The following is a 22,447-nucleotide window of genomic DNA, read 5'->3' on the forward strand; positions in this document are numbered from 1 at the left end:
CGGCCCGCGCCCGCCGCCCGAGGGGCCGATGGCCCCCCGGATTCGTCACCGCTTAGGCGATGCCGAATTTCACCAGCTTGATGGCTGCAAAGTCGCTCACATCGCCGCCCACACGCTTGGTCGCATAGAACAGGACATGCGGCTTGGCGCTGAACGGATCACGCAGCACGCGCAGATCGGGGCGCTCGGCGATGGTGTAACCGGATTTGAAGTCGCCAAACGCGATCGAGAAGCTGTCCGAGGCCGCATCCGGCATGTCCTCGGCAATCAGTACCGGATAGCCCATCAGGCGCGCGGGCTCACCGGCGGCCAGACCGTCCGACCACAGGAAACGGCCATCACTGTCCTTCAGCTTGCGGATCACACCCGCCGTTTTCGAGTTCATGACGAATGTGCCATTGACCCGGTATTGCGCGCCCAGCGCATAAACCACATCGACAATCGCATCCGCATCGACACCGCCATCGATGCCGGTGGCAACGTACCCCAGGCTGCCCCAGGACCAGGTGTCATCGGATACCGCCCGGTGGATCATCAGACCCTTGGGTTTGTCCACACCGTCACCCGTGATAAAGGCCGCCGCCTCGGCACGGGCAAACTTGTCGGCGATCCGACCGGCCAGCCAGCCCTCGACATCGAACGCGCTGTCATCCAGCAAACGCTGCGAGGCTTTGGGCAGCGCGCTCAACTCGTGCAGCGGGATCGAGATGCGGTCGATCGACGGGGTTCCGGTTTCGGAAGTGGACGAATTCTCATCTGCCCAGCCTGCACCGACATCGGTATGGTCGATCAGCACATCGAACGAATTCGCCTCGACATTCACCACCGACGCAATCGAACGGATTGACGCGGTTGCGTTCAGAACCGACTTGATCGTCTCGGCGGTCTGCGGATCGACCAGATACCCACCATCGCTGTTGACGGCGGTGGACAGCGATTTGCTCTCCATTTCCAGCCCGCGCAGCCCATCATCCTCGCCCGAGCGTACATAGGCGTCGAACGCCTTCTGGTGCGGGGCACCGTCCAGGGTCGAGGCCGCAAGATGCGGGCGCGCCGCGATGGTTGATTTACGATCCAGCATGGTCAGTCGCTCTTCTGTCTGTTGCAATTTTGTTTTAACTTCAGCCTTCAGGCCCTTGAATTCATTCACGAAGCCAGCCATCGCCTGCTTCACCTCCTGAACCAGGGGCGCACCCTCTCCGGTCAAGGCCGGGATCTCGGTCTTGCTCATCAGCATGTCCTGTTTTTGGGTGGGTTTGAGGCGCGCTAGGTCCGCGCCAGCTCCTGCCGGGCGTCGTTGAACACCTCGGCAATACTGCGCCAGGTGTTCTCGGCATCGGGGTCGCTCCCCTTTGCCGCCACCCGCGCACTGGGCAGCATCGGGAAGGTCACCAGCGACACCTCCCACAGCTCCAGTTCCGTCAGGACCCGCTGGCCCTTGTCATTCTTTGCGGCCCGCTTGGTGCGATAACCGATCGACAGGCCATCCATCGCACCCGCCCGGATCAGCTCGGCCGCTTCCCGGCCTTTCTGGGTGCTTTCCAGCAGGCGACCCTTGACCCACAGGCCCTTGTCGTCCTCGCGCACCTCGTCCCAGACACCTATGGGTTGCGCCGGGTCGTGCTGCCACAGCATCTTGACCCGCTGACCCGCCTTGGCGAGCCCCTCAAGCGAGGCGCTATAGGCCCCGCGCTGCACCATGTCACTGCCCTGATCGACTTGCCCGAACAGGCTGGCATAGCCTTCGATCACCGCATCCTCGGTCACTGACAGGATGTCACCGAACCCTGCGAACTTATGCTCCAAATCCATGAACTTCTCCATGTAACCCACTGAACTTATGGCGTTACCACCAGGAATGACTGAAACGCCTGCGCCAGGATCACTGCGGCCACACCATAGACTGTCAGCCACAGCCGTTTCTCCAGCCGCTCCATCATCTCTTCGATCTGATCCAGCCGCCTGCACAGATGCGCGTGCTGGATCTCGGCCACCCGCTCATGCGCGGCCAGACGTAGCCCCGGCGCGCATTCGAACGGCGGATACCCCTCAGCCATCGGCACGCTCCGGCAGACCCAGCAACCTGCGTTTTTCCACATCGCTCAGGAATTCCGCCCGATTGACCCGCGCCCATTGCGCATCCCTCTCGGCAGACAGGGCCGTTACCTGATCCAGATCGGGCTTCAGGATCAGATCCTCGCCGGTAAAGCCCGTCAGCCACTCCGCCACCGCCGCCGCCACCCGCGTCACCAGGGGCAGCACGGTCAGGCGGTAAAACGCCCGGTTGGCCTCCTGATAGTTCGAATAGGTCGCGTCGCCCTGTATCCCCAGCAGCATCGGCGGGACCCCAAAGGCCAGCGCGATCTCGCGGGCGGCGGCTTCCTTGGTCTTCTGAAACTCCATATCCGAGGGGGAAAAACCCATCGGCTTCCAATCCAGCCCCCCCTCCAGAACCATCGGACGGCCGGCATTGCGCGCCCCGCGATAGTTCTGCTCGATCTCGTCGGACAGGCGGCGGAACTGCTCCTCGGCCATCATTCCGTGCCCATCACCGCCTTTCCACACCAGCGCCCCCGAGGGCCGCGCGGCATTGTCCAGCAGCGATTTCGACCACCGCGAGGCGCTGTTGTGCACATCAATCGCCGTCGCCGCCGCCTGCATCGGCGAGAACCCGTAATGATCATCTTGCGGGTGGAACGTCTTGATATGGCAGATGGCCTCGGCCGAGAACCGGTGCGTCTTGCCGCCGACGCTGTAATCATAGGCCTTGGGCCACCCATCCGCCCCCGGCACCACGCTCATCCGGTCCGAGCGCAAAACATGCAGCTCAACTGGCAGCCCATCCTCGGCCTGCACCGCCTCGACATAAGCGTTGCCCGACAGCAGCAACTGCCCGAACAGGGCCTCCAGCATCTCTGCCCGCCCCTGCGCCGCATTCGGGCGTCGCAACAGGGCCAGGATCGGATGCGCATCGAAACGCTGCCCCTGACCCTGCAATATCAAGGGCAGCGCCGCCGCCGATTCAGCAATCAGCTTGACCGACCGAAACCCCACCGGATTGCCCGAAAACCCCGTCCGCGTCAGAGACACCGTGTCCCGCGGGCTCCACGCCACGCGCCCGCCGGTCTGCCACGCCACCACAGGCCCCGTCGCGCTCGCCTTCGCCTCGGGCGCGCTGCCAGCCGATCCACGACGCAAGAAATCGAATACCATCTGTGCTCCTTTCTGCCGCCGCTCTGCCCGGCTTGTTGAAAGGAGTTATGACGGAAAGACGTTTAGGGCTTGGGAACGAGGCGTACGGGGGTTGAGCAACGGGTTGTCTCCAAGCTCATTGCTTTGGCGCATTCGCGTTTTTCTCAATCCGCCAACTATTTATCAGTTCAAGCAACCTACGTTCATATTGTTCTGCGTCTAAGGGGCTTACGTCTAGGGACTTCACTCCATAATTCAGTTGTCCCATCTCAGTGTCGATTGTGGAACGACAACTTTCGCCGCCCGAATATGTGGTGCACGATATTTCCCTATCTTGGCTAAGCACTCGATAGAATGGGAACGTAGTGTGCGCCAAGTAAAAGTATGTGTCTTCGCAATGTTCACCATTTTGTTTACGAGCGGGGCTCAAATCATCAATGCAGATTACAGCCATCAAAGCTGCGCCCGGCGCTTCATTGCCTAAACCAGAAGCGTATCCCCGCGGCACGCGAAACCCAACTTCGTCGACGTATTGAAACCTCCAAGGTTCGTCTTTGACCACATAAAAACCGACAAGCAGCACGATTGCGCCGCTTATCAAGATTATCAGCGGCGCAAAAACAAACCTTTCGACAACGTTGAACAAGACTGACGTCATGAGTAACAAGCCAAAAATTGCGCAAATTTTCGCCGCGAAGAACTTGTAGGCTATGCCAAAATTATTGACGTCATCGTGGAAGTCCCACATCGCGTGGCCGAAGAAATAGAGGGCGAGAACAAAGAAAAATATGCCCGAACTATTTGCCAAAAAATACAGTTTTTTCTTCATGGATGCCTCAGTGAACTCAAGTAGGAGCTATAAGCTCTTGTTTCAATTTGATTTTGAAGATCAAAACTCAAGATAGCCAAACCCGGTTAAATCAAAAGTTGTTAATGTGTCAAAATAAACACCCTAAAAACGAAGGCGGCCTAACAGTCCTCAAGTAATTTCAAAAGTGTGGATATCATGCCCTTGCCCTCACAACGCCCGCACCCTAGGTCGCCGATACACCCCCGCAGGCCCCACAACCAACTCATGCAGCGCCCAGACCAGCGCATCGACGCGGTCGGGCGAGCCCTGCCCCTCGAACCCGCGCGCCGTCATCTGGCACATCTGCTCCTCCAACGCGTCCAGCCCGGCCACATGGGCCACCCGCCCCTGCTCGTACAGCGCTGCCACAGGCTCGGCCCGCGCGACCTTGCCGCGGGAGGCCCGCACTGCACGATAAGGGACCAGAGGGTCTACCTGCCGCACGACCTCTTCCACCAATTGCCCGCCCTGATTGACCTCGGCCACCAGACGTTCAGCCCCAAACTCGTCCATCGCGTCAATCGCTGCCTGCGCCCAGCCCGCCGGGCCAACGCCCTGCACCGTCCGGTCGGCCAGCACATAGGCGCGCCACGCCTCGGGCGGGCCTTGCACTTGCGCGCCAACCACCACGATCCCGCAGGCATCCGCGCCTGCCCCGGACGTCACCGCCGGGTCCAGCGCCACGACGATACGGTCCAGCTCGGGCACTTGTGCGCAGCGCGCCGCCTCAAGCATCGAACCCGTCCACAGCGCGCCGTCCGCATCCGACAGCAACACCCCGTCCAGCTCCTGCCGCCCCAGCCGCGTGCCGGCATAGCGCGCGCGCACTTCCTCCAGAAACGACGCCGCCAGATTGGCCCGGTTCGCCTCGGTCGGCGCATGGGTCTGCACGGTGGAGGGCGACGCCAGCAACTCCTTCAGAACCTTCACATTGCGCGGTGTCGTGGTCACGCAGACCCGGGGCCTCTCGCCCAAACGCAGCGCAAATTGCAGCATGTCCCAGGTCTCGCCCGCTTTCTTCCACTTGGCCAGCTCATCCACCCAGGCCGCATCGAACTGAGGCCCGCGCAGCCCTTCGGGATCATGTGCCGAAAACGCCTGAGCCTCGGCCCCGTTGGGCCAGATCAGCTTGCGTTCCGATGCCTTCCACACGGGTCGCCGATCCGGGGGCGAGCATTGCAATATCCCGCTGTCGCCAAAGATCATCACGTCGCGAACCTGATCGAATGTTTCACCCACCAGCGCCACGCGGCACGCCTCGCCCTTGTCCAGCGGCTTCGGCCCCTCGACCATCGATCTGACCCATTCGGCCCCAGCGCGCGTTTTGCCCGCGCCACGCCCGCCCATGATCACCCAGGACCGCCAGTCGCCCTCGGGCGGCAATTGATGCGGCAGCGCCCAGAATTCAAACAGGAAAGGGAGGGCACACAGCCCCCCCTCCCCGATCTCACTCAGAAATCTCTCCCGCACCGCAGCATCGGCGGAGGCGAGCCAGCCTGAACCCGATCTCAAATCGGGCCCGCTCAAGGTCGAGCGCATAGCCCCCTTGGGCAATTCCGGCTTGTCTGTAATGTTGTTCGACAAAGCTTGTCTCCACTTTCTGGCAACTTCGGATCAGCCCCTCCAGCTGACCGAGTTGCTTGGCTGAACCAGCAAGATCTGCATCCTCCCCGGCACCGATCTGTTTGCGCAGGTCTTCTGCCGCTTGCCGCAGATCGCGAATGGACCTTTCCAGGGACTGCAACAGTTCAGCCGTCTGGGAAATCCGCTCTTCCGGGGTAATCAAAGTCATGTTTGCCTGTGACCTCATGCGTGAGTGTTCTCCGCACGAGAGAAACGAAAAAACGGCCACCGGGTCACCCCGAGGCCGTTCGCCCACTTCTTCTAGCATGACACAACCTATACGGGATAAAGCGCGCAAAGTCAAGAGTTTACGCAACAGGCGCGCAACAGGGATCGTACGGCGCAGGTAAACGGACAGTGAATTTCCGGCTGCGGCAATCCTCGGCCAAAACGCCGTCCCGCCCTTTGGCCTTCCCAAGCCCTGACCGCCTCACCGACCAGAGGGACTAACACAGGGTTACCCCTGAGCCACTTTCAGCGTGTACAAATTGCACACTCCCCATCTGGACGCGTGTACAAACCTGACATTTTCCGAAATCGCGCTCAAAATCGCCCGCATCACCCGATTTCGGCGCCGCAGGGTCCGGCGCGCTGCAAAACCAGTCCTTGACATTCCCTCCCGAAACCCTCATGTGCCCCTCATCACGGCGCCACCGCGTGAGCATCGTCGGGCTTCAGGCCCCACAGCGCCAACACATAACTCCCGGTTCCCCTTCACGCAGGGTTCTTTACGCGATGGCCGGATGGCGCTGGATTCGCTCGCGCATCCCGAGGTCTCGCACAACCCTGCCGGTCACATGAACGTGGCCAGTCATCACCTGCTCGTGGGGTTTAACCTGCGGGCCGTAAAGGATAATTTTTTGTTCGACTTCGATATGCTCGGCCTCGCGCCGACACTGAACGACGCGTTGAAACGCGCCAATTTTACACAACCCACCCCGATTCAGAACCAGGCCATTCCGCTGGCCCTGAACGGGCATGACATCCTCGGGCTGGCTCAAACTGGCACCGGCAAAACACTGGCCTTTGGCCTGCCCCTGATCGACCACCTACTGGCGCAGCCCGGCAAGCCCGATCCCAAAACAGCCAAATCACTGATCCTCGCCCCTACACGCGAGTTGGTGAACCAGATCGCCGACAGTTTGCGCACCCTCACCAAAGGAACAAAGCTGCGGGTCGCCACAGTTGTTGGTGGCCAGTCGATCAACAAACAAGTGATGTTCCTTGCCCGCGGCACCGATATTCTGGTCGCCACACCGGGCCGCCTGATTGACTTGATGGAACGGGGCGCTGTTGACCTTGGTTCGGTGCGCCATCTGGTATTGGACGAAGCAGATCAGATGCTTGACCTGGGCTTCATTCACGCTCTGCGTCGCATTGCGCCTGCACTGGGAACACCCCGCCAGACCATGCTGTTCTCGGCCACAATGCCGAAACAGATGGAGGAGCTCAGCCGCGCCTATCTGAACAATCCACAGCGGGTGCAGGTTTCACCCCCGGGCAAGGCGGCGGACAAGATCACCCAGTCCCTTCATTTTGTTCCAAAAGCCGAAAAACCCTCTAAACTTCGCCAAATCCTGTCTCAGGACGCGGATGCACTGACGCTGGTCTTCACCCGCACAAAACACGGCGCTGAACGGCTGATGAAAGGGCTGGTCGCCGATGGCTTCAACGCAGCATCCATTCACGGGAACAAAAGCCAGGGCCAGCGTGACCGGGCCATTAATGCCTTCCGCGCTGGAGAGGTGAACATACTGGTGGCCACCGACGTTGCCGCGCGTGGCATCGACATCCCCGGTGTCGCCTATGTCATCAACTTCGACCTGCCCGACGTACCCGACAATTACGTCCACCGTATCGGGCGCACCGCCCGTGCCGGGCGCGAGGGGGAAGCGATCGCTTTCTGTGCACCGGAAGAAGTCGACCTGCTGCGTCAAATCCAGAAGCTGATGAAAATTGAAATCCCTGTCACAAGCGGCACCATGCCGGAAGGGGTCGAGGTTCAGCAACCTGCACGTCGACAAAACAACCGCCGTCGCGGGTTCAAGCCCAAACCGGCTAACGGTGATGGGAAACCTTCCAGCAGCAGACGGCGCCGTCCCAACAAAAGACGTTCAGCCGCCTAAGGACTGAACAGGCTGCCAAAGAAAACGCCGACGCCAGTTTTCATACCGGCGTCGGCGTTTTCGTTGGCAAATCCAGCAATCCGCCGGGCTTAATTCCCCGAGCTTTGCTGTTCCTCAATTTCGCGCCATTTGGCAACATTGCGATTATGCTCCTGCAGGGTTTCTGCAAACGCATGACCGCCCGAGCCGTCGGCGACGAAGAACACATAGTTGGTGTCATCCGGCGCGACCGCAGCTTCAAGGCTCGCCAGACCCGGATTTGCGATCGGCGTCGGGGGCAGCCCGTCAATCTGATAGGTGTTCCACGGTGTCGGACGGTTCAGTTCGCTGCGCCGCAACCCGCGGCCCAATGTGCCCTGCCCCTTTGTCACGCCATAGATGACGGTCGGATCTGTTTGCAGGCGCATCCCCTGTTTCAGGCGGTTCACGAACACACTGGCGACCTGGCCACGTTCCTCTGGAACACCGGTTTCCTTTTCGATAATAGACGCAAGGATCAGCATCTCTTCCGGATTGTCCAGCGGCAACCCGCCTTGGCGGCTTTCCCAAACCGCATTGATTCGCAGCTGCTGTTTGTCCTGCATGGCTTGCAAAATCGCATTGCGGTCCTGTCCGGCCACAACATCGTAACTGTCCGGGGCCAACATGCCCTCAGCCGGGATCTCGGTCACCTCACCTGACAGCGCTTCGAATAATTTAAGGGCCTCGACCACCTGCCACGAGGTCACACCTTCGGCCAGCGACACGCGATAGCGCGTGTCAGCCTCGTTGCGCTTCTCGGTATAGGCATCAGGCGTTTCTTCCTCTGCCGCATCAAATGAAGCAATCTCGACAAAATCCAATGTTGCTGGATCCAGTTCTCGCACGCGGGTTTGGGTGCGCGTTACACCGATACGGTATTCGATTTCTGACCCACAAGTGCTGGCGCCGCTGCTGGTGATTTCTTCGATGATCTGCGCCATCGACGCGCCTTCGCGCACCAGAAAGCTGCCCGCTTTCAACCGCTGCGCCTGATCGGTATAGTCGGCGGCCATCCGAAACAGAATTGAACTGCGAATGGCACCCTGATCTTCCAAATCGCGACTGACACGTGTCATGTTCGAACCGCTTTTGACCTGAAGGCAAATCGCAGTTTCAAGCGGGCCTTCGGCCTTGTACTGCGACTGTCCCCACAGGATCAGACCGCCCACCAGAAACAGGCCGACCACCAGGATGGTCAGCGCATTCGAAGCGATGGCCCGCCACATTTAACTGACCTTTCCGAAAATCACGCTGGCATTGGTTCCACCGAACCCGAACGAATTCGACAGCGCCACGTTAATCTCACGCTCGCGTTTGGCGTTGGGGGCAAGATCAATCGGGGTTTCAACTGCCGGGTTGTCCAGGTTGATTGTTGGCGGTGCAACCTGATCGCGGATCGCCAGGATTGAGAATATCGCCTCAATCGCACCCGCAGCACCCAGCAAGTGACCGGTTGCCGACTTGGTCGAGCTCATCGTCGCATTCCCGGCATGCTCGCCCAACAGGCGCTCAACCGCGCCCAGTTCGATCGTGTCCGCCATGGTCGAGGTGCCATGCGCGTTGATGTAATCTAGGTCTTTTGGCTCCAGCCCGGCGCTGCGCAACGCCGCCCTCATGGAACGTTCGGCCCCGTCGCCATCCTCGGACGGGGCGGTGATGTGATAGGCGTCGCCCGACATACCATAGCCCAGAACTTCGGCGTATATCTTGGCACCGCGCGCCTTGGCGTGCTCGTAATCTTCCAGAACCACGATGCCAGCGCCCTCGCCCATAACGAAACCGTCACGGTCCACGTCATAGGGTCGGCTGGCAGCCTTGGGATTATCTGCGTATTTGGTCGACAGCGCCTTACATGCGTTGAACCCGGCGATACCGATCTCGCAGATGCAGCCCTCGCCACCACCTGCCACCATGACATCCGCGTCACCCGCCCGGATGATGCGGCTGGCGTCGCCGATTGCGTGCGCACCAGTTGAACATGCCGTCACGACCGAGTGGTTCGGCCCTTTGAACCCGTGGCGGATTGATACCTGACCCGAGGCCAGGTTGATCAGTGCGCCCGGAATGAAGAACGGAGATACCCGACGCGGACCCTTGTCGCGGATCAGGTTCGCGGTATTGGCAATCGATCCCAGACCACCAATGCCCGAGCCGATCAGAACACCAGTACGCAGGCGCGATTCTTCGTCTTCCGGCAACCAGCCTGCATCATTACAGGCCATTTCGGCGGCTGCGATGGAGTACAGAATAAAGTCTTCGATCTTGCGCTGCTCTTTCAGCGGCATCCAGTCATCGGGATTGAAGGTCCCGTTGGTTCCGTCGCCGCGCGGCACCTCGCAGGCGTAGGTCGTTGTGACCCCGCTTGCCTCTGCATCGAAATGCGTGATTGGGCCTGCGCCGGACTCTCCGTCCAGCAGCCGCGACCAGGTTTCCTCGACCCCGCTGGCCAAAGGAGTGACCAATCCAAGACCGGTTACAACGACTCTGCGCATGAAGTGCCTCTTGCCTGCTTCCTGTTATGAGAACCGCTCATACCCCGGCCCGGGGTGCGGGGGCAAGAGCAACGGTTCTTTCCGCCCCGGCGTTCTGCCGCCGAATGCCCAAGGAAACCGGAAATTCGGCGCTTGTCAAAACCGCCCTTTCGCGCGTTCAGCCGAAAGGGCGGAGTTGCTTACTGAAACTGCGCGACTGGCTCGTGGGCCGATTTGGCAGTTTCAAGTGCTTTGGCCAAGTCCAGTGTCTTGCGGAACAACGCGCGCCCGACAATCGCGCCCGAGATATTGGGGATGTATGCCAGCCGCGAGATATCGTCTGCCGTGCGCACGACACCGCTGGCAATCACCGGGGTACGCGAATGGTTTGCCAATCGCGAGATCAGACCCAGCTTTGCCTCGACATCTTCGATGTCGCTGTCGATATCGGTTACCACGATGGCGGCAAAAGGCGCATCACCGAACGCGTCAATAAAGGCTTCGGGCGTGAACGCACTTTGGCTGCGCCAGCCGTCAGTCATGACAAAGCCTTGCCAGACATCAACCGACAGCACGATCTGATCCGGGTGCAGCTTGGCCAGATCCTTGACCAGGTTCGGTTCACGCGCAGCAAGCGTACCAACCACGATGCGACCCGCGCCCTTGTCGATCCAGCGCTCAATCTGCTCGCGCGAGCGCATGCCACCCGCCAACTGCACCGGAATCTCGGCCTTGCGAATGATATCTTCGACCAGCTGCGCGTTGGTATCCTTGCCCTCGATCGCGTCGAAATCCGTCAGGTGCATCCATTCGGCACCCGCCTCTGCCCAGCTCCGTGCGGTTTCTACCGGATTCACGTGCCAGATCATCGCTTCTTCCAGACGACCCTTGTCCAGCGAGACGCACCGGCCGTTCTGCAGTTCCATCGTGGGGTAAATCCTCATGAGCTTGGTCCTCCGCTCAATCGCTCTGAAAATCCCCGGCAGCATACATCCAGAAAGCCCGCCCGAAATCTCCGGGATCGGCACAGTTTGGCCATTTTGCGGCATACTGATTAAGTGGCGAATCTATGCGCGGGCTGGCGGTCCGTTGCGTCGTAACAAATGCACCGGGGTTTCATTATACACCCCTTCCCGCATCAGAACATAGCCAAGCTTCTTGGCGAGTTTCTGCGAAGACGTGTTGGACGCGTTTATCATCGCGACCAACGGTCCGGGAATCACCCGGTCAAACCAGTCATGCGCAGCCTTGGCGGCCTCGTATCCCAATCCCTGCCCCTGTGCTTCGGGGACCAGAACCCACCCTGCCTCGGGGAAGCCGTCGAAATCGTCGCCCATGCATCGGTTGCTATAGAAGAATCCGGCTTGCCCGATCAGCTTGCGATTCGATTGCTGCATTACGCCCCACTGACCAAAACCGGCCATCTGCCAATGCCCCGCATTACGCAGGAAAGAATCCCACGCTTCGCCACGCGATCGGGGAGAACCGCCGATATGCCGCACGACGCAAGGGTTACGCCAGATTTCTGCGAACCGGTCAAAGTCCTCTGGGCGCATAGCGCACAGCGTCAAACGCGCGGTATTTATCATCGGAGTGGATCTTATCATGCCCTGTCCACTTTGAGTTTTGCCTCAGTGGAAACAGTGCGCAGGCCACAATAGCCACGCAAGCCCGAAATTCGGCCGGGCATAAAAAAACGGCGCCCCCGTTGCCCGGAAGCGCCGATTTTAATCAGAAAGAAACGCTTAGGACGCTTCGCTGATGAACTTGACGGCGTCGCCAAAGGTCTGGATGGTCTCGGCTGCGTCATCGGGGATCTCGATGCCGAACTCTTCTTCGAAGGCCATGACCAGCTCAACAGTGTCCAGGCTGTCTGCGCCCAGATCGTCGATGAAGGACGCGTTTTCCACGACTTTATCTTCTTCAACACCCAGGTGCTCAACAACGATCTTCTTAACGCGATCTGCGACGTCGCTCATGTCTATTCCTCATTCCTTTACAGGGCGGTCCGCCCGATTCTGCCCTTGCCCGCACGGGTTGGCTTTGGTTTGCCCGTTTTGGGCGGTTTCGGTCCCGGCGAACCGGGAAATAGAAGGCCGACCTGAACGACCGGCCCCGCATAGATGCGCCGCCTATAGCATAGTCGACGCAAGAGGCAAACGCTTTCGCACTCGCCCCTGTCGCGCTCACAACATGGCCATACCGCCATTCACATGCAAGGTGCTTCCGGTAACATAGCCCGCTTCGGGGCTGGAAAGATACAGAACCGCAGCTGCAATTTCCTCCGGATCGCCCATGCGCCCGGCTGGAACCTTGAGCAACAGACCCTTTTTCTGTTCCTCGGTCAGTTTCTCTGTCATTGCCGTCGTGATAAATCCAGGTGCCACGGCATTCACAGTAATTCCGCGCGTCGCAACTTCGTGAGCCAAAGCTTTGGAAAACCCGATCATACCGGCCTTCGACGCGGCATAGTTCGCCTGCCCCGGATTACCGATTGCGGCCACCACGGACGAGACATTGACGATCCGGCCCCAGCGCGCCTTCATCATACCCCGGATCACCCCTTTGCACAGTTTCATGGTCGAGGTCATGTTCACATCAATGACGCTTTGCCATTCTTCATCAGACATGCGCATGAACAGATTGTCGCGCGTGATTCCGGCGTTGTTTACAAGAATGTCCACCGATCCCATCGCCTCGGCCGCTTGCTTTGGCAACGCTTCAACGGCTTCCGGATCACTTAAGTTGCAAGGCAGAACATGTGCGCGTTCGCCCAGTTCGTCGGCCAGAGCCTGCAGCGGCTCAACGCGTGTACCGGACAATCCAACCGTTGCACCGGCGCCATGCAACGCACGTGCAATGTCGCCTCCGATACCGCCCGAAGCACCGGTGATCAGCGCATTCTTACCTGTTAAATCAAACATTCGGTTTCCCTCTTGCTGCGTCGGCTACAACGCAAATTCTGCTTACGATTCGGCCTGAATGGCCTTTTGAACATCTTCCGGTGTGCCCACAGCCTTACCCGCGATTTCGCGATCGATCTTGCGGATCATACCGGACAGCGCTTTGCCAGCGCCGATTTCCCATGTTTCGGTCACGCCTTGTGCCGCCATATATTGCACGCTTTCCCGCCAGCGAACCGAACCTGTCACCTGCTCGACCAGCAATTGACGGATCAGATCCGGATCGCTGACAGCCTCGGCGCGCACATTAGCCACCAAAGGTATGACAGGGGCCTTAATTTCGACGGCAGCAAGCGCTTCTGCCATTACATCTGCAGCAGGTTTCATCAGCGCGCAGTGAAATGGAGCACTTACAGGCAACATAACAGCACGTTTTGCGCCTTTTTCCTTGGCGATCTCGGCTGCGCGCTCGACAGCCGCTTTTGAACCCGACACGACGACCTGCGTGGGATCGTTGTCATTTGCGGCCTGACAGACCTCGCCCTGTGCGGCTTCTTCCGCCACAGCGCGCACGGCCTCCAGATCCAGCCCCAGAATGGCGGCCATGGCCCCCTCGCCCACGGGTACGGCGCTTTGCATGGCCTGACCACGGGTGCGCAACAGACGCGCTGTATCTGCAACAGACAAGGCACCCGCCGCGGCCAGGGCCGAGTATTCACCCAGCGAATGCCCCGCCACAAAAGCCGCCTTGCTGACTGATACGCCTTCGGCTTCCAAAGCGCGCATGGCTGCCATCGATGTTGCCATCAACGCGGGTTGGGCATTCTGGGTCAGTGTCAGGTCAGCAATATCGCCGTCCCAGATCAGGCTGCTCAACTTCTCGCCCAACGCGTCGTCCACCTCATCGAAGATGGCCTGAGCTGCCGGGTAGGCCTCAGCCAGAGCTTTGCCCATACCTATGGTCTGGGCGCCTTGCCCCGGGAAAACGAACGCGAGTGTCATTGCAACCTCATGGATGGTGTCAGGTTGCGGCGGGGTGTAAACTGACTGACCGTCTGGCACAAGTATTGCCTGCTTTCTGCATTCTGGCACCTTTTGTGTGCACCCGCGCTCACTTGTGTCTGTTTCATCCGGCTTTACCTTGGGCACACCCTAGAATCCCGGAGCGCCCGACATATGCAATCGACCAATTCCTTTTCAAGCTACGGCAGCATCGCAAAGACGTTTCACTGGCTGACCGCGTTGCTGATCTTCACAGCTTTGCCCCTCGGCTGGGTCGCAGACAATCTGGCGCATGCGGTATTACACTCGGCAACTGCCCCTACCGAGGTGGAAATTGCCCGCGCCGCGCGCGTGTTCTCGTTGCACAAGACCGTCGGGGTCACCGTGTTCTTCGTGGCATTGGCCCGCATTCTCTGGGCGTTCACCCAAACCAAGCCCGGCCTTCTGAATGCTGACAACAAGCCCGAAGCCTTCGCCGCTGAAACCGTCCACTGGCTGCTTTACGGTTCGCTGGTCCTTGTACCGCTGACTGGTTGGATTCACCACGCCGCGACCGAAGGCTTTGCCCCAATCCTTTGGCCCTTCGGCCAAAACCTGCCTTTTGTACCGAAATCCACCGCCGTGGCCGAGGTTACAGGGGTTCTGCACTGGCTATTCATGTGGGTTCTGGTTGTTTCCCTTGTCCTGCATGTCGCAGGTGCGCTGAAACATCACGTCATAGACAAGGACAGCACATTGCGCCGGATGTTGCCGGGCCTGTCTGATGTGCCGGAACCACCACATCAAACCCATTCACTGATTCCAGCCGTCGCCGCACTGGCGGTCTGGGGCGTCGTCGTCACCGGTGGCTGGGCAACTGGAAAGCTTGCCCAAAACGTTGAAAAAACCCCGGATGTCCAACTGGCCGAGGTTCAATCTGAATGGCAGGTTCAGAACGGCACGCTGTCGATTACCATTTCGCAACTGAACAGCCCCGTTACGGGTACGTTTTCCGACTGGACGGCAGCAATTGCCTTTGACGAGCCCACAGGCCCGGGATTGGCGGGATCTGTCGATGTCACGATAGCCATTGGCTCGCTTAGTCTTGGAACCGTAACTGATCAGGCCATGGGGCCGGATTTCTTCGATACCGCCCGGTTCTCAACTGCCCAGTTCAAGGCCGACCTTTATAAAACAGAAAATGGGTACGAGGCGCGCGGTCCGCTTACAATTCGCGACAAGTCGATCGATGTCGTTTTGCCCTTCTCGCTGGATCTTCAGGGCGACACAGCCACCATGGCGGGCACAATCGAGCTTAACCGGCTGGAGTTTGATGTAGGCACATCGCAGCCTACCGAAGACTCGCTGGGCTTTACCGTCGCAGTATCCGTAGAACTCACAGCGGCACGCGGTCAGTAAGGCAAAAAAAACGCCGGTGATTTGATCACCGGCGTTTTTCTGTTCGTGATTCTGTGATTACTCGGCTTTTTGTGCCTCGACCGAAATCTGGATTTGCACTTCGTCGCTGACAAACGGTGCAAACTGACCCAGGTCGAATTCGCTACGGACAAGCGTTGTTGTCGCGTTGAAACCAGCCCAGGGCTTGTTTGCCATCGGGTGGGTGTCAGCCTTGTTGAGCTTTGCGTCCAGAACAACCGATTTGGTCACACCGTTCATCGTCAGATCGCCGGTGATGTTCGCGGTGTTTTCACCAGTCACCTCGATTCCTGTCGAAGTAAAGGTGATCAAATCTCCTTCGGCCGCGCCAAAGAAATCCTCGGTCATGAAGTGATCTTCACGGGGTTTCCAGCCGGTAAACATCTCCAAAACGGGCATCGACACACTCACGCTCGAAGCGGCGGGGTTTTCCTGGTCGAACATGATCTCGCCTTCAAAGCCGGAAAACATGCCAGTCGTGGTTGAAAACCCAAGGTGGTCATAGCTGAAAATGACTTGGCTGTGGCTGGGATCCAACACGTATTTCTCGGCGCTGGCGAATGCCGTTGTCGCTGATACGGCCAATGCAGCAGCAAGAAGGGTGGATTTCATATCAATCTCCGCGGTTTTGTGAATGCAGTCCGTCAGGACTGCTTGAATACAAAATGTGCCGCCCAAGGGCGGCACACAACCTTTTTTGATTCACAACTTCTGTTCTTTTTTGAACAGAATAAAAATCAACCGAAAATTGTTACGCTTTTGCTGAGCTGCCCTTTCAGCGCCCGGCTGACATCCGCCGATTCAAGCGGCAGCTTCATCAAAAGACTTCCGTCCACGTCAAACAGGTGAACCTCATTCTCTTCAAAACGCGCCCCACCCAGCGAGTCATAGCTGCGGCGCAGGACAGTCTGAGGGCGTCCGTCTTCGTTCTTTTGCAATACCCGGACTTCGCGGCGGATCGGGTCGAAATAGGCGTCAGGGCGCGGGTCGAAAACCTCGATTGTCAACAAGGCGACGCCAACGACCAGAAACAGCATGGATGCCGCCATCTTGATCGGCCAAACATCTGCGCCAACGACCGATCCGGGCATCAACCACATTGAAAACGCGGAAACGATCAAAAACGCCCCGACCATCCGCGCCAGTATCAGGCGGGCCTTCCAGTTCGGTGCAAATGTGATCATTACCGGCACCGAATTCTCAAAGCGCGAGCCGGCAACGTTTTCCTGATATGCGTTTGTGTTAGTAGCGGTCATAACGCGTCACCCTTTTAAGGTTACTTTCGAAATTCTGTTGGTCCGGTTGATGCCCGGTATGCAAAACAACTTTGAGCCGAAAAGCGTCAGCAATTGGGCGACCCAAAGGAATTTGGGCGGCGTCTAAGAGGCATGTGTGGCAGGGCTTGCCCTTGCGGCTCAGATGTGTATACGGGGCCATCCTTCGCAGTCGTATGAAACGCGCAGCCTCTCGTGGCAGGGTCGCGAAGGAACGTTTGGCCCCGCCTATGAAATGCGCCTTGATATAAACAGGAGTGCACATGCCACTGTATGAGCATGTAATGATCGCGCGTCAGGATCTGTCCAACGCGCAGGCGGAAAGCCTCGTCGAACATTTCGGCACCGTTCTGGCTGACAACGGCGGCAAGCTGGTTGACAGCGAGTACTGGGGCGTCAAGACGATGGCCTACAAGATCAACAAAAACCGCAAGGGCCACTATGCCTTTCTGAAAACCGATGCCCCCTCGGGCGCGGTACAGGAAATGGAACGCCTGATGCGTCTGCATGAAGATGTCATGCGCGTTCTGACCATCAAGGTCGACGGCCACGAAGATGGTCCGTCGGTTCAGATGCAGAAGCGCGACGAACGTGGCGAACGCCGCGAGCGCCGCTGATCAACGCCTGAGAAAAGGACTATAACCCATGGCCGCAAAACCATTTTTCCGCCGCCGCAAGGTCTGCCCGTTCTCGGGTGAAAATGCGCCGAAAATCGACTACAAAGACACCCGTCTGCTGCAGCGCTACATCTCTGAGCGTGGCAAGATCGTGCCTTCGCGCATCACTGCCGTTTCGGCGAAAAAGCAGCGTGAACTGGCCCGTGCTATCAAGCGCGCTCGCTTCCTCGCCCTGCTGCCCTACGCTGTGAAGTAAGGAGAGACTGACATGCAAGTTATCCTGCTGGAACGCGTTGCGAAACTGGGTCAGATGGGCGACGTCGTTGACGTCAAGCCTGGCTATGCCCGCAACTTCCTGCTGCCCCAAGGCAAAGCCCTGAGCGCATCGGACGCCAACATCGCGTCGTTCGAAGCCCAGAAAGCGCAGCTTGAGGCCCGCAACCTGGAAACCAAGAAAGAAGCTGAAGCACTGGCTGAAAAGCTGGACGGTCAGCAGTTCATCGTGATTCGCTCGGCATCGGATGCCGGCGCTCTGTACGGTTCGGTCACCCCGCGTGACGCCGCTGACGCCGCAACCGACGCAGGTTTCACCGTCGACAAGAAACAGATTGTCCTGATCGCCCCGATCAAGGAACTGGGTCTGCACACTGTCGCCGTTAAACTGCACCCCGAAGTTGAAGTCGAAATCAAGATGAACGTGGCCCGTTCGGCAGAAGAAGCTGAACTGCAGGCTTCGGGCAAATCGATTCAGGAGCTGGCTGCTGAAGAAGAAGCCGCTGCTGAATTCGAGATCGCCGAACTGTTCGACGACATCGGCTCGGCCGCTTCGGATGATGATGACATGGTTGCCGACGCAGCACCGGTTGCGGAAGACGAAGCCAAAGCCTGATCCGGCTGCTTGTGAGTACTTAAAAGGCCGCGCCAAAGCGCGGCCTTTTCTTTTTCCCTTTGTGTTCACAGGTCGTACCGGCAAGTTTCAGCCCATTTTCCCGTGTACGCTTGAAGGCTCATTGTCGTTCCGTATCATTGCCGCCGAAATTCAGAGGACCGAAAAATGCTTGTTTATCTGCGCCAAAGTTTCCTGGCACTGTTTCTATTTGTGTCGTTGGTTGCCTGCGGGTCAGACCAGGTCTCCAAGGCGGGTACGCCACATTTTGACCCGCCGCTCCACCCGAATGAAACGCCCGAGCTGAGAGCTTCGATCAACAGATGGGCGGACCATTACGAGATTCCGCGGGAGCTGGTTCACAAGCTGGCCATTCGCGAAAGCACACACCGACCATGGGCCGTCAACCGGCCCTATTACGGCCTTCTACAGATCCTGCCAGCAACGGCGCGCTCGATGGGATACACCGGCAAAGCCGAAGGGTTGCTGGATGCCGACACCAACCTTGAGTTTGCAGGAAAGTACCTGCGCGGGGCGTGGATGCTTTCAGATGGGGATCAACGCAGGGCTATTTACCTGTACGCCAAAGGTTACTATCCAGAGGCAAAAGCCAAGGGAATGCTGGTCGAAACCGGGTTGAGACCGGCGCCCTGACGTCCATTGGCGTCAGAAATTGGCCGGAGTTGGCACTTGAAACTGAATAGTGACAAAAATGTTCTATTGGTTGTCGCAATATGCGGTATTGCACAGACAATTTAGACCTCTCCTTGTCATGTTTAGAAAAGTATGATGTTCTGACTTGGTGAGGTAAACGGGTTCCACTCTGTGTAATACGCATGCTCGACGACACCATCGGGCAGCAAGATGGGCCACAGCTGGTAGGCGCCACATGGAAATTGTCGATCTGAGCACCCTGCCGGATTCAGAAGTTCGATATACCGAATTTCTAAGGCAAATCTGTGAGAAGCATGACATGGATCATGCTGCCTATGCTGGTATGAATCCGGCGGCAGGAACTGTGGCTGGCTTTGTCACCTATGACGACGCCTGGACTGAGCACTACCAGAAACAGGGTCTGATCATGATTGATCCGACCATCCACATGGCTCGCCGCAGTATTGCGCCGGTGGACTGGAGCCGTCTGGAAAGAAGTCCGGACTTTCAACGCGTGTTCCGGGATGCTCATGATTTTGGCTTGCCTAGTCAGGGTGTTACGATCCCGGTACGCGGCCCTTACGGTGATATTGGCCTGCTGAGCGCTACCCGAAATTGCAGCAAGGAAGAGTGGCGTAAGCTTTACACGAACTTTATCGGCGATTTGCAGGCCATGGCCGTGCACATCCACGACAACGTCGTGTCCTCGGATCAGCTGACCGGCGCACTATATCATCCGACATTGTCCTCTCGCGAAGCGGAAATCCTGCAATGGGTCGCTGCAGGTAAGTCGCAGCAGGATATCGGCGATATTTTGTCGATTTCGCACCGAACCGTAGAAGTACACTTGCGTTCGAGCCGGGAAAAGCTTAGTGCGCTGACCACCCCTCAGGCCGTAGGGCGGGCGATAGCGATCGGGCTCATTACCCCGGGATAAACAAAAAAATCCCCAAATTCCGCCAAAATACGGGAATCCCCCAATAGAAAAATCCTTCGAGAGCGGTAACGTCAATATTACCGAACAACCACTCGAAGGGGGAAGAAATGATCATCGTGGTAGATGGCCTGAACAGACATATGTTCAGCGAAGTTCTTGACGAAATGTTCGAGTTGAGAGCACGTGTTTTTGGCGGACGTCTTGGATGGGACGTAAAGATCGAAGACGGTAAGGAAATTGATGAATTCGATCATCTGGACCCGGCATATGTAATCGGACTCGACGACGGGGGGAATGTCGTCGCAGCCGTGCGTGCCCTTCAGACCACAGGACCTCATATGTTGTCGGATGTGTTTTCGGCAATCCTTTGCGGGGAAGCACCACTTCGCAGCGCAACCATGTGGGAATCGACACGCTTCTGCGTGGACACGCAGCGTCTTACACGCGGCAAGGAAAAGAATTCTGTCTCTTATGCCACCTGCGAGCTGATGATCGGCTCTCTGGAATATGCCAAGAACGCAGGCATTCAGGATATCATCACCGTAATCGATCCGGTTATGGACCGGGTCCTGAAACGGTCGAACTGCGCGCCATATGACTATGTCGGCGAAACGGTTCCCATGGGGAAAGTTTCGGCACTGGCCGCGCTGTTGGATTGTACTGATGAACGCATCTCGGGCCTGCGTGAGTTTGCAGGCATCCATGAGAACGTCTTTATGGATGACGAAGAGGCACTGGCACTGTTTGCAGCCAAGAAGGCAGCAACCCAGAGCCCGGCCAATCAGGATCACAAGCCACTGACTGATCTTGAGAAGTATTTTGTGGAACAGATGAGCGCCGCAAGAAACGAAGCTGAACGCCAAGACGTTCTGAAGCTGATCGAAGCGCTCTCGGATACGTTCACACCAGAGCAGAAGATCGCTCTGCTAGATACCCCCCGTGCTTTTGCTCATGAGGCCTGACCCCCTCACCTCATAGACACAAAAGCCACCCATGCGGAGCCGTCTGATCTCAGGCGGCTCCGTTTTTTTTACCCCTCTCTTAGCAAAGAGGGAAGGAAGAGGACTATTCCTCTTCCAGTGCCTCAATGGCTTTTTGCAGGTCATCCTTGCTGACTTCCTTGTCGCTGACCTGCGCCAGCTCGAACACATAGTCGACAACCTTGTCTTCGAAGATCGGCGCGCGCAGTTGCTGCTGCATCTGAGCGTTCTGCTGCACGAACTCGAAGAACTGGCGTTCCTGGCCCGGGTACTGACGGGCCTGATTCATGATCGCCTGGGTCATCTCGGCGTCGGTGACTTCCACCTCTGCCTTTTGGCCCAGTTCAGCCAGCAACAGACCCAGACGCACGCGGCGTTCGGCCAGCTTGTTGTGCTCATCGGTGGGTTCGATCTCACCGTGGTCATGGCCGGTTACCTCGGGGTTTTCCTCGTGCCACAGCTGATGTGCAATCTGCTTGGCTTCGGCTTCAACCAGCGACGGCGGCAGGTCGAACGACACTTTCTCATCCAGCGCGTCCAGCAGGGCCCGCTTCATGACAGCGCGCGATGCACCTGCGTATTCTGCTTCCAGACGTTCCGAAATCTGAGTTTTCAGGGCGGCCAGATCCTCGGCGCCGAACTTCATCGCCAACTCATCGTTGATCTCCGCTGCAACCGGCTCTTTCACTTCCTTGATCGTGCAGGTGAAGACCGCGTCTTTTCCGGCCAGGTGTTCGGCACCATATTCTTCCGGGAAAGTCACGTTGACGTCTTTTTCTTCCTCGGCCTTCACACCGACCAGCTGGTCTTCAAAACCGGGGATGAAGCTGTTCGAGCCCAGAACCAGCGGGTAATCTTCCGCCGATCCACCTTCGAATTCTTCACCATCAACCTTGCCGACGAAATCGAACACGATCTGGTCGCCTTCCTTGGCTTTCGAACCCTTGCGGCGGGCTTTGAAGTCCTGAGCGGTTTCAGCCAGGTTGTTCAGCGCTTCCTCGACAGCGGCGTCATCCGCCTTGACGATCAGCTTGTCCAGCGCGACCGATTTCAGATCGACCTCAGGGATCGCGGGCAGCGCTTCGTAGGACATCGCGACCTCGATATCGTCGCCTTCTTTCCAGTCCTCGTTGGTCATCTTGACTTCGGGCTGCAGCGCGGGGCGGTCGCCGCTGTCCTCAAAATGCTTGTTCATCGCACCGTCGATGGATTCCTGCATCGCCTCGCCCAGCAGGCGCTGGCCAAACTGCTTTTTCAGCAGCGCCATCGGCACCTTGCCTTTGCGGAAGCCTTTCATTTCGATTTCCGGCTGTGCTTCGGTCAGCTTTTCATTGACCTTGTCGTCCAGTTCGGCTGCGGTCACAACGATGTTGTAGCCGCGTTTCAGACCTTCGTTCAGCGTCTCGGTAACCTGCATTTTGGTAGTCCCCATAGGATTCGGGGCGCGCAAAACGGGCGCGCCGGGCAAATTTGACGCCTTCTATTTGCCCTGCCG

25 protein-coding genes are annotated in these 22,447 nt (G+C 58.2%); 8 read left to right on the forward strand and 17 right to left on the reverse strand.

The genetic code is table 11. From position 1 onward, the window contains the following. Positions 1-52: 52 nt before the first annotated feature. The 7 genes from ACR0AD_RS06055 to ACR0AD_RS06085 form a co-directional block, all read right to left on the reverse strand. Positions 53-1,231, reverse strand: coding sequence for a phage major capsid protein (locus tag ACR0AD_RS06055; RefSeq protein WP_480485291.1), 1,179 nt, complete (start codon positions 1,229-1,231; stop codon positions 53-55). A gap of 35 nt (positions 1,232-1,266) precedes the next feature. Next, the gene (locus ACR0AD_RS06060) at positions 1,267-1,824 is read right to left on the reverse strand and encodes an HK97 family phage prohead protease (protein ID WP_480485289.1); all 558 of its coding nucleotides are present in this window, start codon (positions 1,822-1,824) and stop codon (positions 1,267-1,269) included. A gap of 14 nt (positions 1,825-1,838) precedes the next feature. Beyond that, a complete protein-coding gene (locus tag ACR0AD_RS06065) occupies positions 1,839-2,057 on the reverse strand; it encodes a GTA head formation protein, RCAP_rcc01685 family (protein WP_267365006.1) in 219 nt (72 codons plus the stop codon). Next, complete coding sequence (locus ACR0AD_RS06070; RefSeq protein WP_480485288.1) at positions 2,050-3,213, reverse strand: phage portal protein; 1,164 nt, start codon at positions 3,211-3,213, stop codon at positions 2,050-2,052. Before ACR0AD_RS06070 ends, ACR0AD_RS06065 begins: the two co-directional genes overlap by 8 nt. A gap of 115 nt (positions 3,214-3,328) precedes the next feature. After that, a complete protein-coding gene (locus ACR0AD_RS06075; protein ID WP_480485286.1) occupies positions 3,329-4,021 on the reverse strand; it encodes a hypothetical protein in 693 nt (230 codons plus the stop codon). 189 nt (positions 4,022-4,210) lie between these two features. Further along, positions 4,211-5,581 (reverse strand): DNA-packaging protein, encoded by a 1,371-nt coding sequence (locus tag ACR0AD_RS06080; protein ID WP_480485284.1) that lies wholly within the window; start codon positions 5,579-5,581, stop codon positions 4,211-4,213. Continuing rightward, on the reverse strand, positions 5,490-5,834 hold the full coding sequence (locus tag ACR0AD_RS06085; RefSeq protein WP_480485282.1) for a hypothetical protein: 345 nt from the start codon (positions 5,832-5,834) through the stop codon (positions 5,490-5,492). Before ACR0AD_RS06085 ends, ACR0AD_RS06080 begins: the two co-directional genes overlap by 92 nt. A 691-nt stretch (positions 5,835-6,525) precedes the next feature. On the opposite strand from ACR0AD_RS06085, the gene ACR0AD_RS06090 reads away from it, so the two are divergent. Further along, on the forward strand, positions 6,526-7,791 hold the full coding sequence (locus ACR0AD_RS06090) for a DEAD/DEAH box helicase (protein WP_480486454.1): 1,266 nt from the start codon (positions 6,526-6,528) through the stop codon (positions 7,789-7,791). An 89-nt stretch (positions 7,792-7,880) separates the two neighbouring features. Here the strand turns inward: ACR0AD_RS06090 and mltG are convergent, their stop codons facing one another. The 7 genes from mltG to fabD form a co-directional block, all read right to left on the reverse strand. Next, entirely contained in the window at positions 7,881-9,038 is a 1,158-nt protein-coding gene (mltG, locus tag ACR0AD_RS06095) for an endolytic transglycosylase MltG (RefSeq protein WP_480485280.1), read from the reverse strand. Next, positions 9,039-10,304 carry a beta-ketoacyl-ACP synthase II gene (gene fabF, locus ACR0AD_RS06100; RefSeq protein ID WP_480485279.1) on the reverse strand — a complete coding sequence of 422 codons (1,266 nt, stop codon included), beginning with the start codon at positions 10,302-10,304 and terminating at the stop codon, positions 9,039-9,041. Between the two features lie 179 nt (positions 10,305-10,483). Next, positions 10,484-11,227: a 1-(5-phosphoribosyl)-5-[(5-phosphoribosylamino)methylideneamino]imidazole-4-carboxamide isomerase gene (locus tag ACR0AD_RS06105; RefSeq protein WP_480480391.1), complete on the reverse strand. Its 744-nt coding sequence runs from the start codon at positions 11,225-11,227 to the stop codon at positions 10,484-10,486. Between the two features lie 123 nt (positions 11,228-11,350). Then, positions 11,351-11,890 (reverse strand): GNAT family N-acetyltransferase, encoded by a 540-nt coding sequence (locus ACR0AD_RS06110; RefSeq protein WP_267364575.1) that lies wholly within the window; start codon positions 11,888-11,890, stop codon positions 11,351-11,353. A 138-nt stretch (positions 11,891-12,028) separates the two neighbouring features. Next, entirely contained in the window at positions 12,029-12,262 is a 234-nt protein-coding gene (locus ACR0AD_RS06115; protein ID WP_050602116.1) for an acyl carrier protein, read from the reverse strand. 207 nt (positions 12,263-12,469) lie between these two features. Continuing rightward, positions 12,470-13,207: a 3-oxoacyl-[acyl-carrier-protein] reductase gene (fabG, locus tag ACR0AD_RS06120; RefSeq protein ID WP_480485277.1), complete on the reverse strand. Its 738-nt coding sequence runs from the start codon at positions 13,205-13,207 to the stop codon at positions 12,470-12,472. Between the two features lie 42 nt (positions 13,208-13,249). Continuing rightward, the gene (fabD, locus tag ACR0AD_RS06125) at positions 13,250-14,188 is read right to left on the reverse strand and encodes an ACP S-malonyltransferase (RefSeq protein WP_480485275.1); all 939 of its coding nucleotides are present in this window, start codon (positions 14,186-14,188) and stop codon (positions 13,250-13,252) included. Positions 14,189-14,362: 174 nt separating this feature from the next. Here fabD and ACR0AD_RS06130 point away from each other — a divergent pair, with 174 nt between their 5' ends. Further along, positions 14,363-15,586, forward strand: a complete 1,224-nt coding sequence (locus ACR0AD_RS06130) for a cytochrome b/b6 domain-containing protein (RefSeq protein WP_480485274.1) — start codon at positions 14,363-14,365, stop codon at positions 15,584-15,586. Positions 15,587-15,643: 57 nt separating this feature from the next. Here ACR0AD_RS06130 and ACR0AD_RS06135 read toward each other — a convergent pair whose 3' ends face one another. Together ACR0AD_RS06135 and ACR0AD_RS06140 are read right to left on the reverse strand one after the other, a co-directional pair. Next, the gene (locus tag ACR0AD_RS06135) at positions 15,644-16,216 is read right to left on the reverse strand and encodes a YceI family protein (protein WP_209503563.1); all 573 of its coding nucleotides are present in this window, start codon (positions 16,214-16,216) and stop codon (positions 15,644-15,646) included. Positions 16,217-16,341: 125 nt separating this feature from the next. After that, positions 16,342-16,860: a hypothetical protein gene (locus tag ACR0AD_RS06140; protein WP_209596809.1), complete on the reverse strand. Its 519-nt coding sequence runs from the start codon at positions 16,858-16,860 to the stop codon at positions 16,342-16,344. 281 nt (positions 16,861-17,141) lie between these two features. On the opposite strand from ACR0AD_RS06140, the gene rpsF reads away from it, so the two are divergent. From rpsF to ACR0AD_RS06170, 6 genes are all read left to right on the forward strand, one after another. Next, the gene (rpsF, locus tag ACR0AD_RS06145; RefSeq protein ID WP_209503558.1) at positions 17,142-17,495 is read left to right on the forward strand and encodes a 30S ribosomal protein S6; all 354 of its coding nucleotides are present in this window, start codon (positions 17,142-17,144) and stop codon (positions 17,493-17,495) included. Positions 17,496-17,523: 28 nt separating this feature from the next. Next, positions 17,524-17,751: a 30S ribosomal protein S18 gene (rpsR, locus tag ACR0AD_RS06150; protein ID WP_005608650.1), complete on the forward strand. Its 228-nt coding sequence runs from the start codon at positions 17,524-17,526 to the stop codon at positions 17,749-17,751. A 12-nt stretch (positions 17,752-17,763) separates the two neighbouring features. Further along, a complete protein-coding gene (gene rplI, locus ACR0AD_RS06155) occupies positions 17,764-18,384 on the forward strand; it encodes a 50S ribosomal protein L9 (RefSeq protein WP_480485272.1) in 621 nt (206 codons plus the stop codon). Between the two features lie 165 nt (positions 18,385-18,549). Then, positions 18,550-19,035: a transglycosylase SLT domain-containing protein gene (locus ACR0AD_RS06160; protein WP_480485271.1), complete on the forward strand. Its 486-nt coding sequence runs from the start codon at positions 18,550-18,552 to the stop codon at positions 19,033-19,035. Between the two features lie 235 nt (positions 19,036-19,270). After that, a complete protein-coding gene (locus ACR0AD_RS06165; protein WP_267364591.1) occupies positions 19,271-19,972 on the forward strand; it encodes a LuxR family transcriptional regulator in 702 nt (233 codons plus the stop codon). Between the two features lie 107 nt (positions 19,973-20,079). Beyond that, positions 20,080-20,934 (forward strand): acyl-homoserine-lactone synthase, encoded by an 855-nt coding sequence (locus ACR0AD_RS06170; RefSeq protein WP_480480382.1) that lies wholly within the window; start codon positions 20,080-20,082, stop codon positions 20,932-20,934. 103 nt (positions 20,935-21,037) lie between these two features. Here ACR0AD_RS06170 and tig read toward each other — a convergent pair whose 3' ends face one another. Continuing rightward, positions 21,038-22,369 (reverse strand): trigger factor, encoded by a 1,332-nt coding sequence (gene tig, locus ACR0AD_RS06175; RefSeq protein WP_480476781.1) that lies wholly within the window; start codon positions 22,367-22,369, stop codon positions 21,038-21,040. Positions 22,370-22,447: the final 78 nt, after the last annotated feature.

This window comes from Ruegeria sp. BH8 (genome assembly GCF_056538065.1).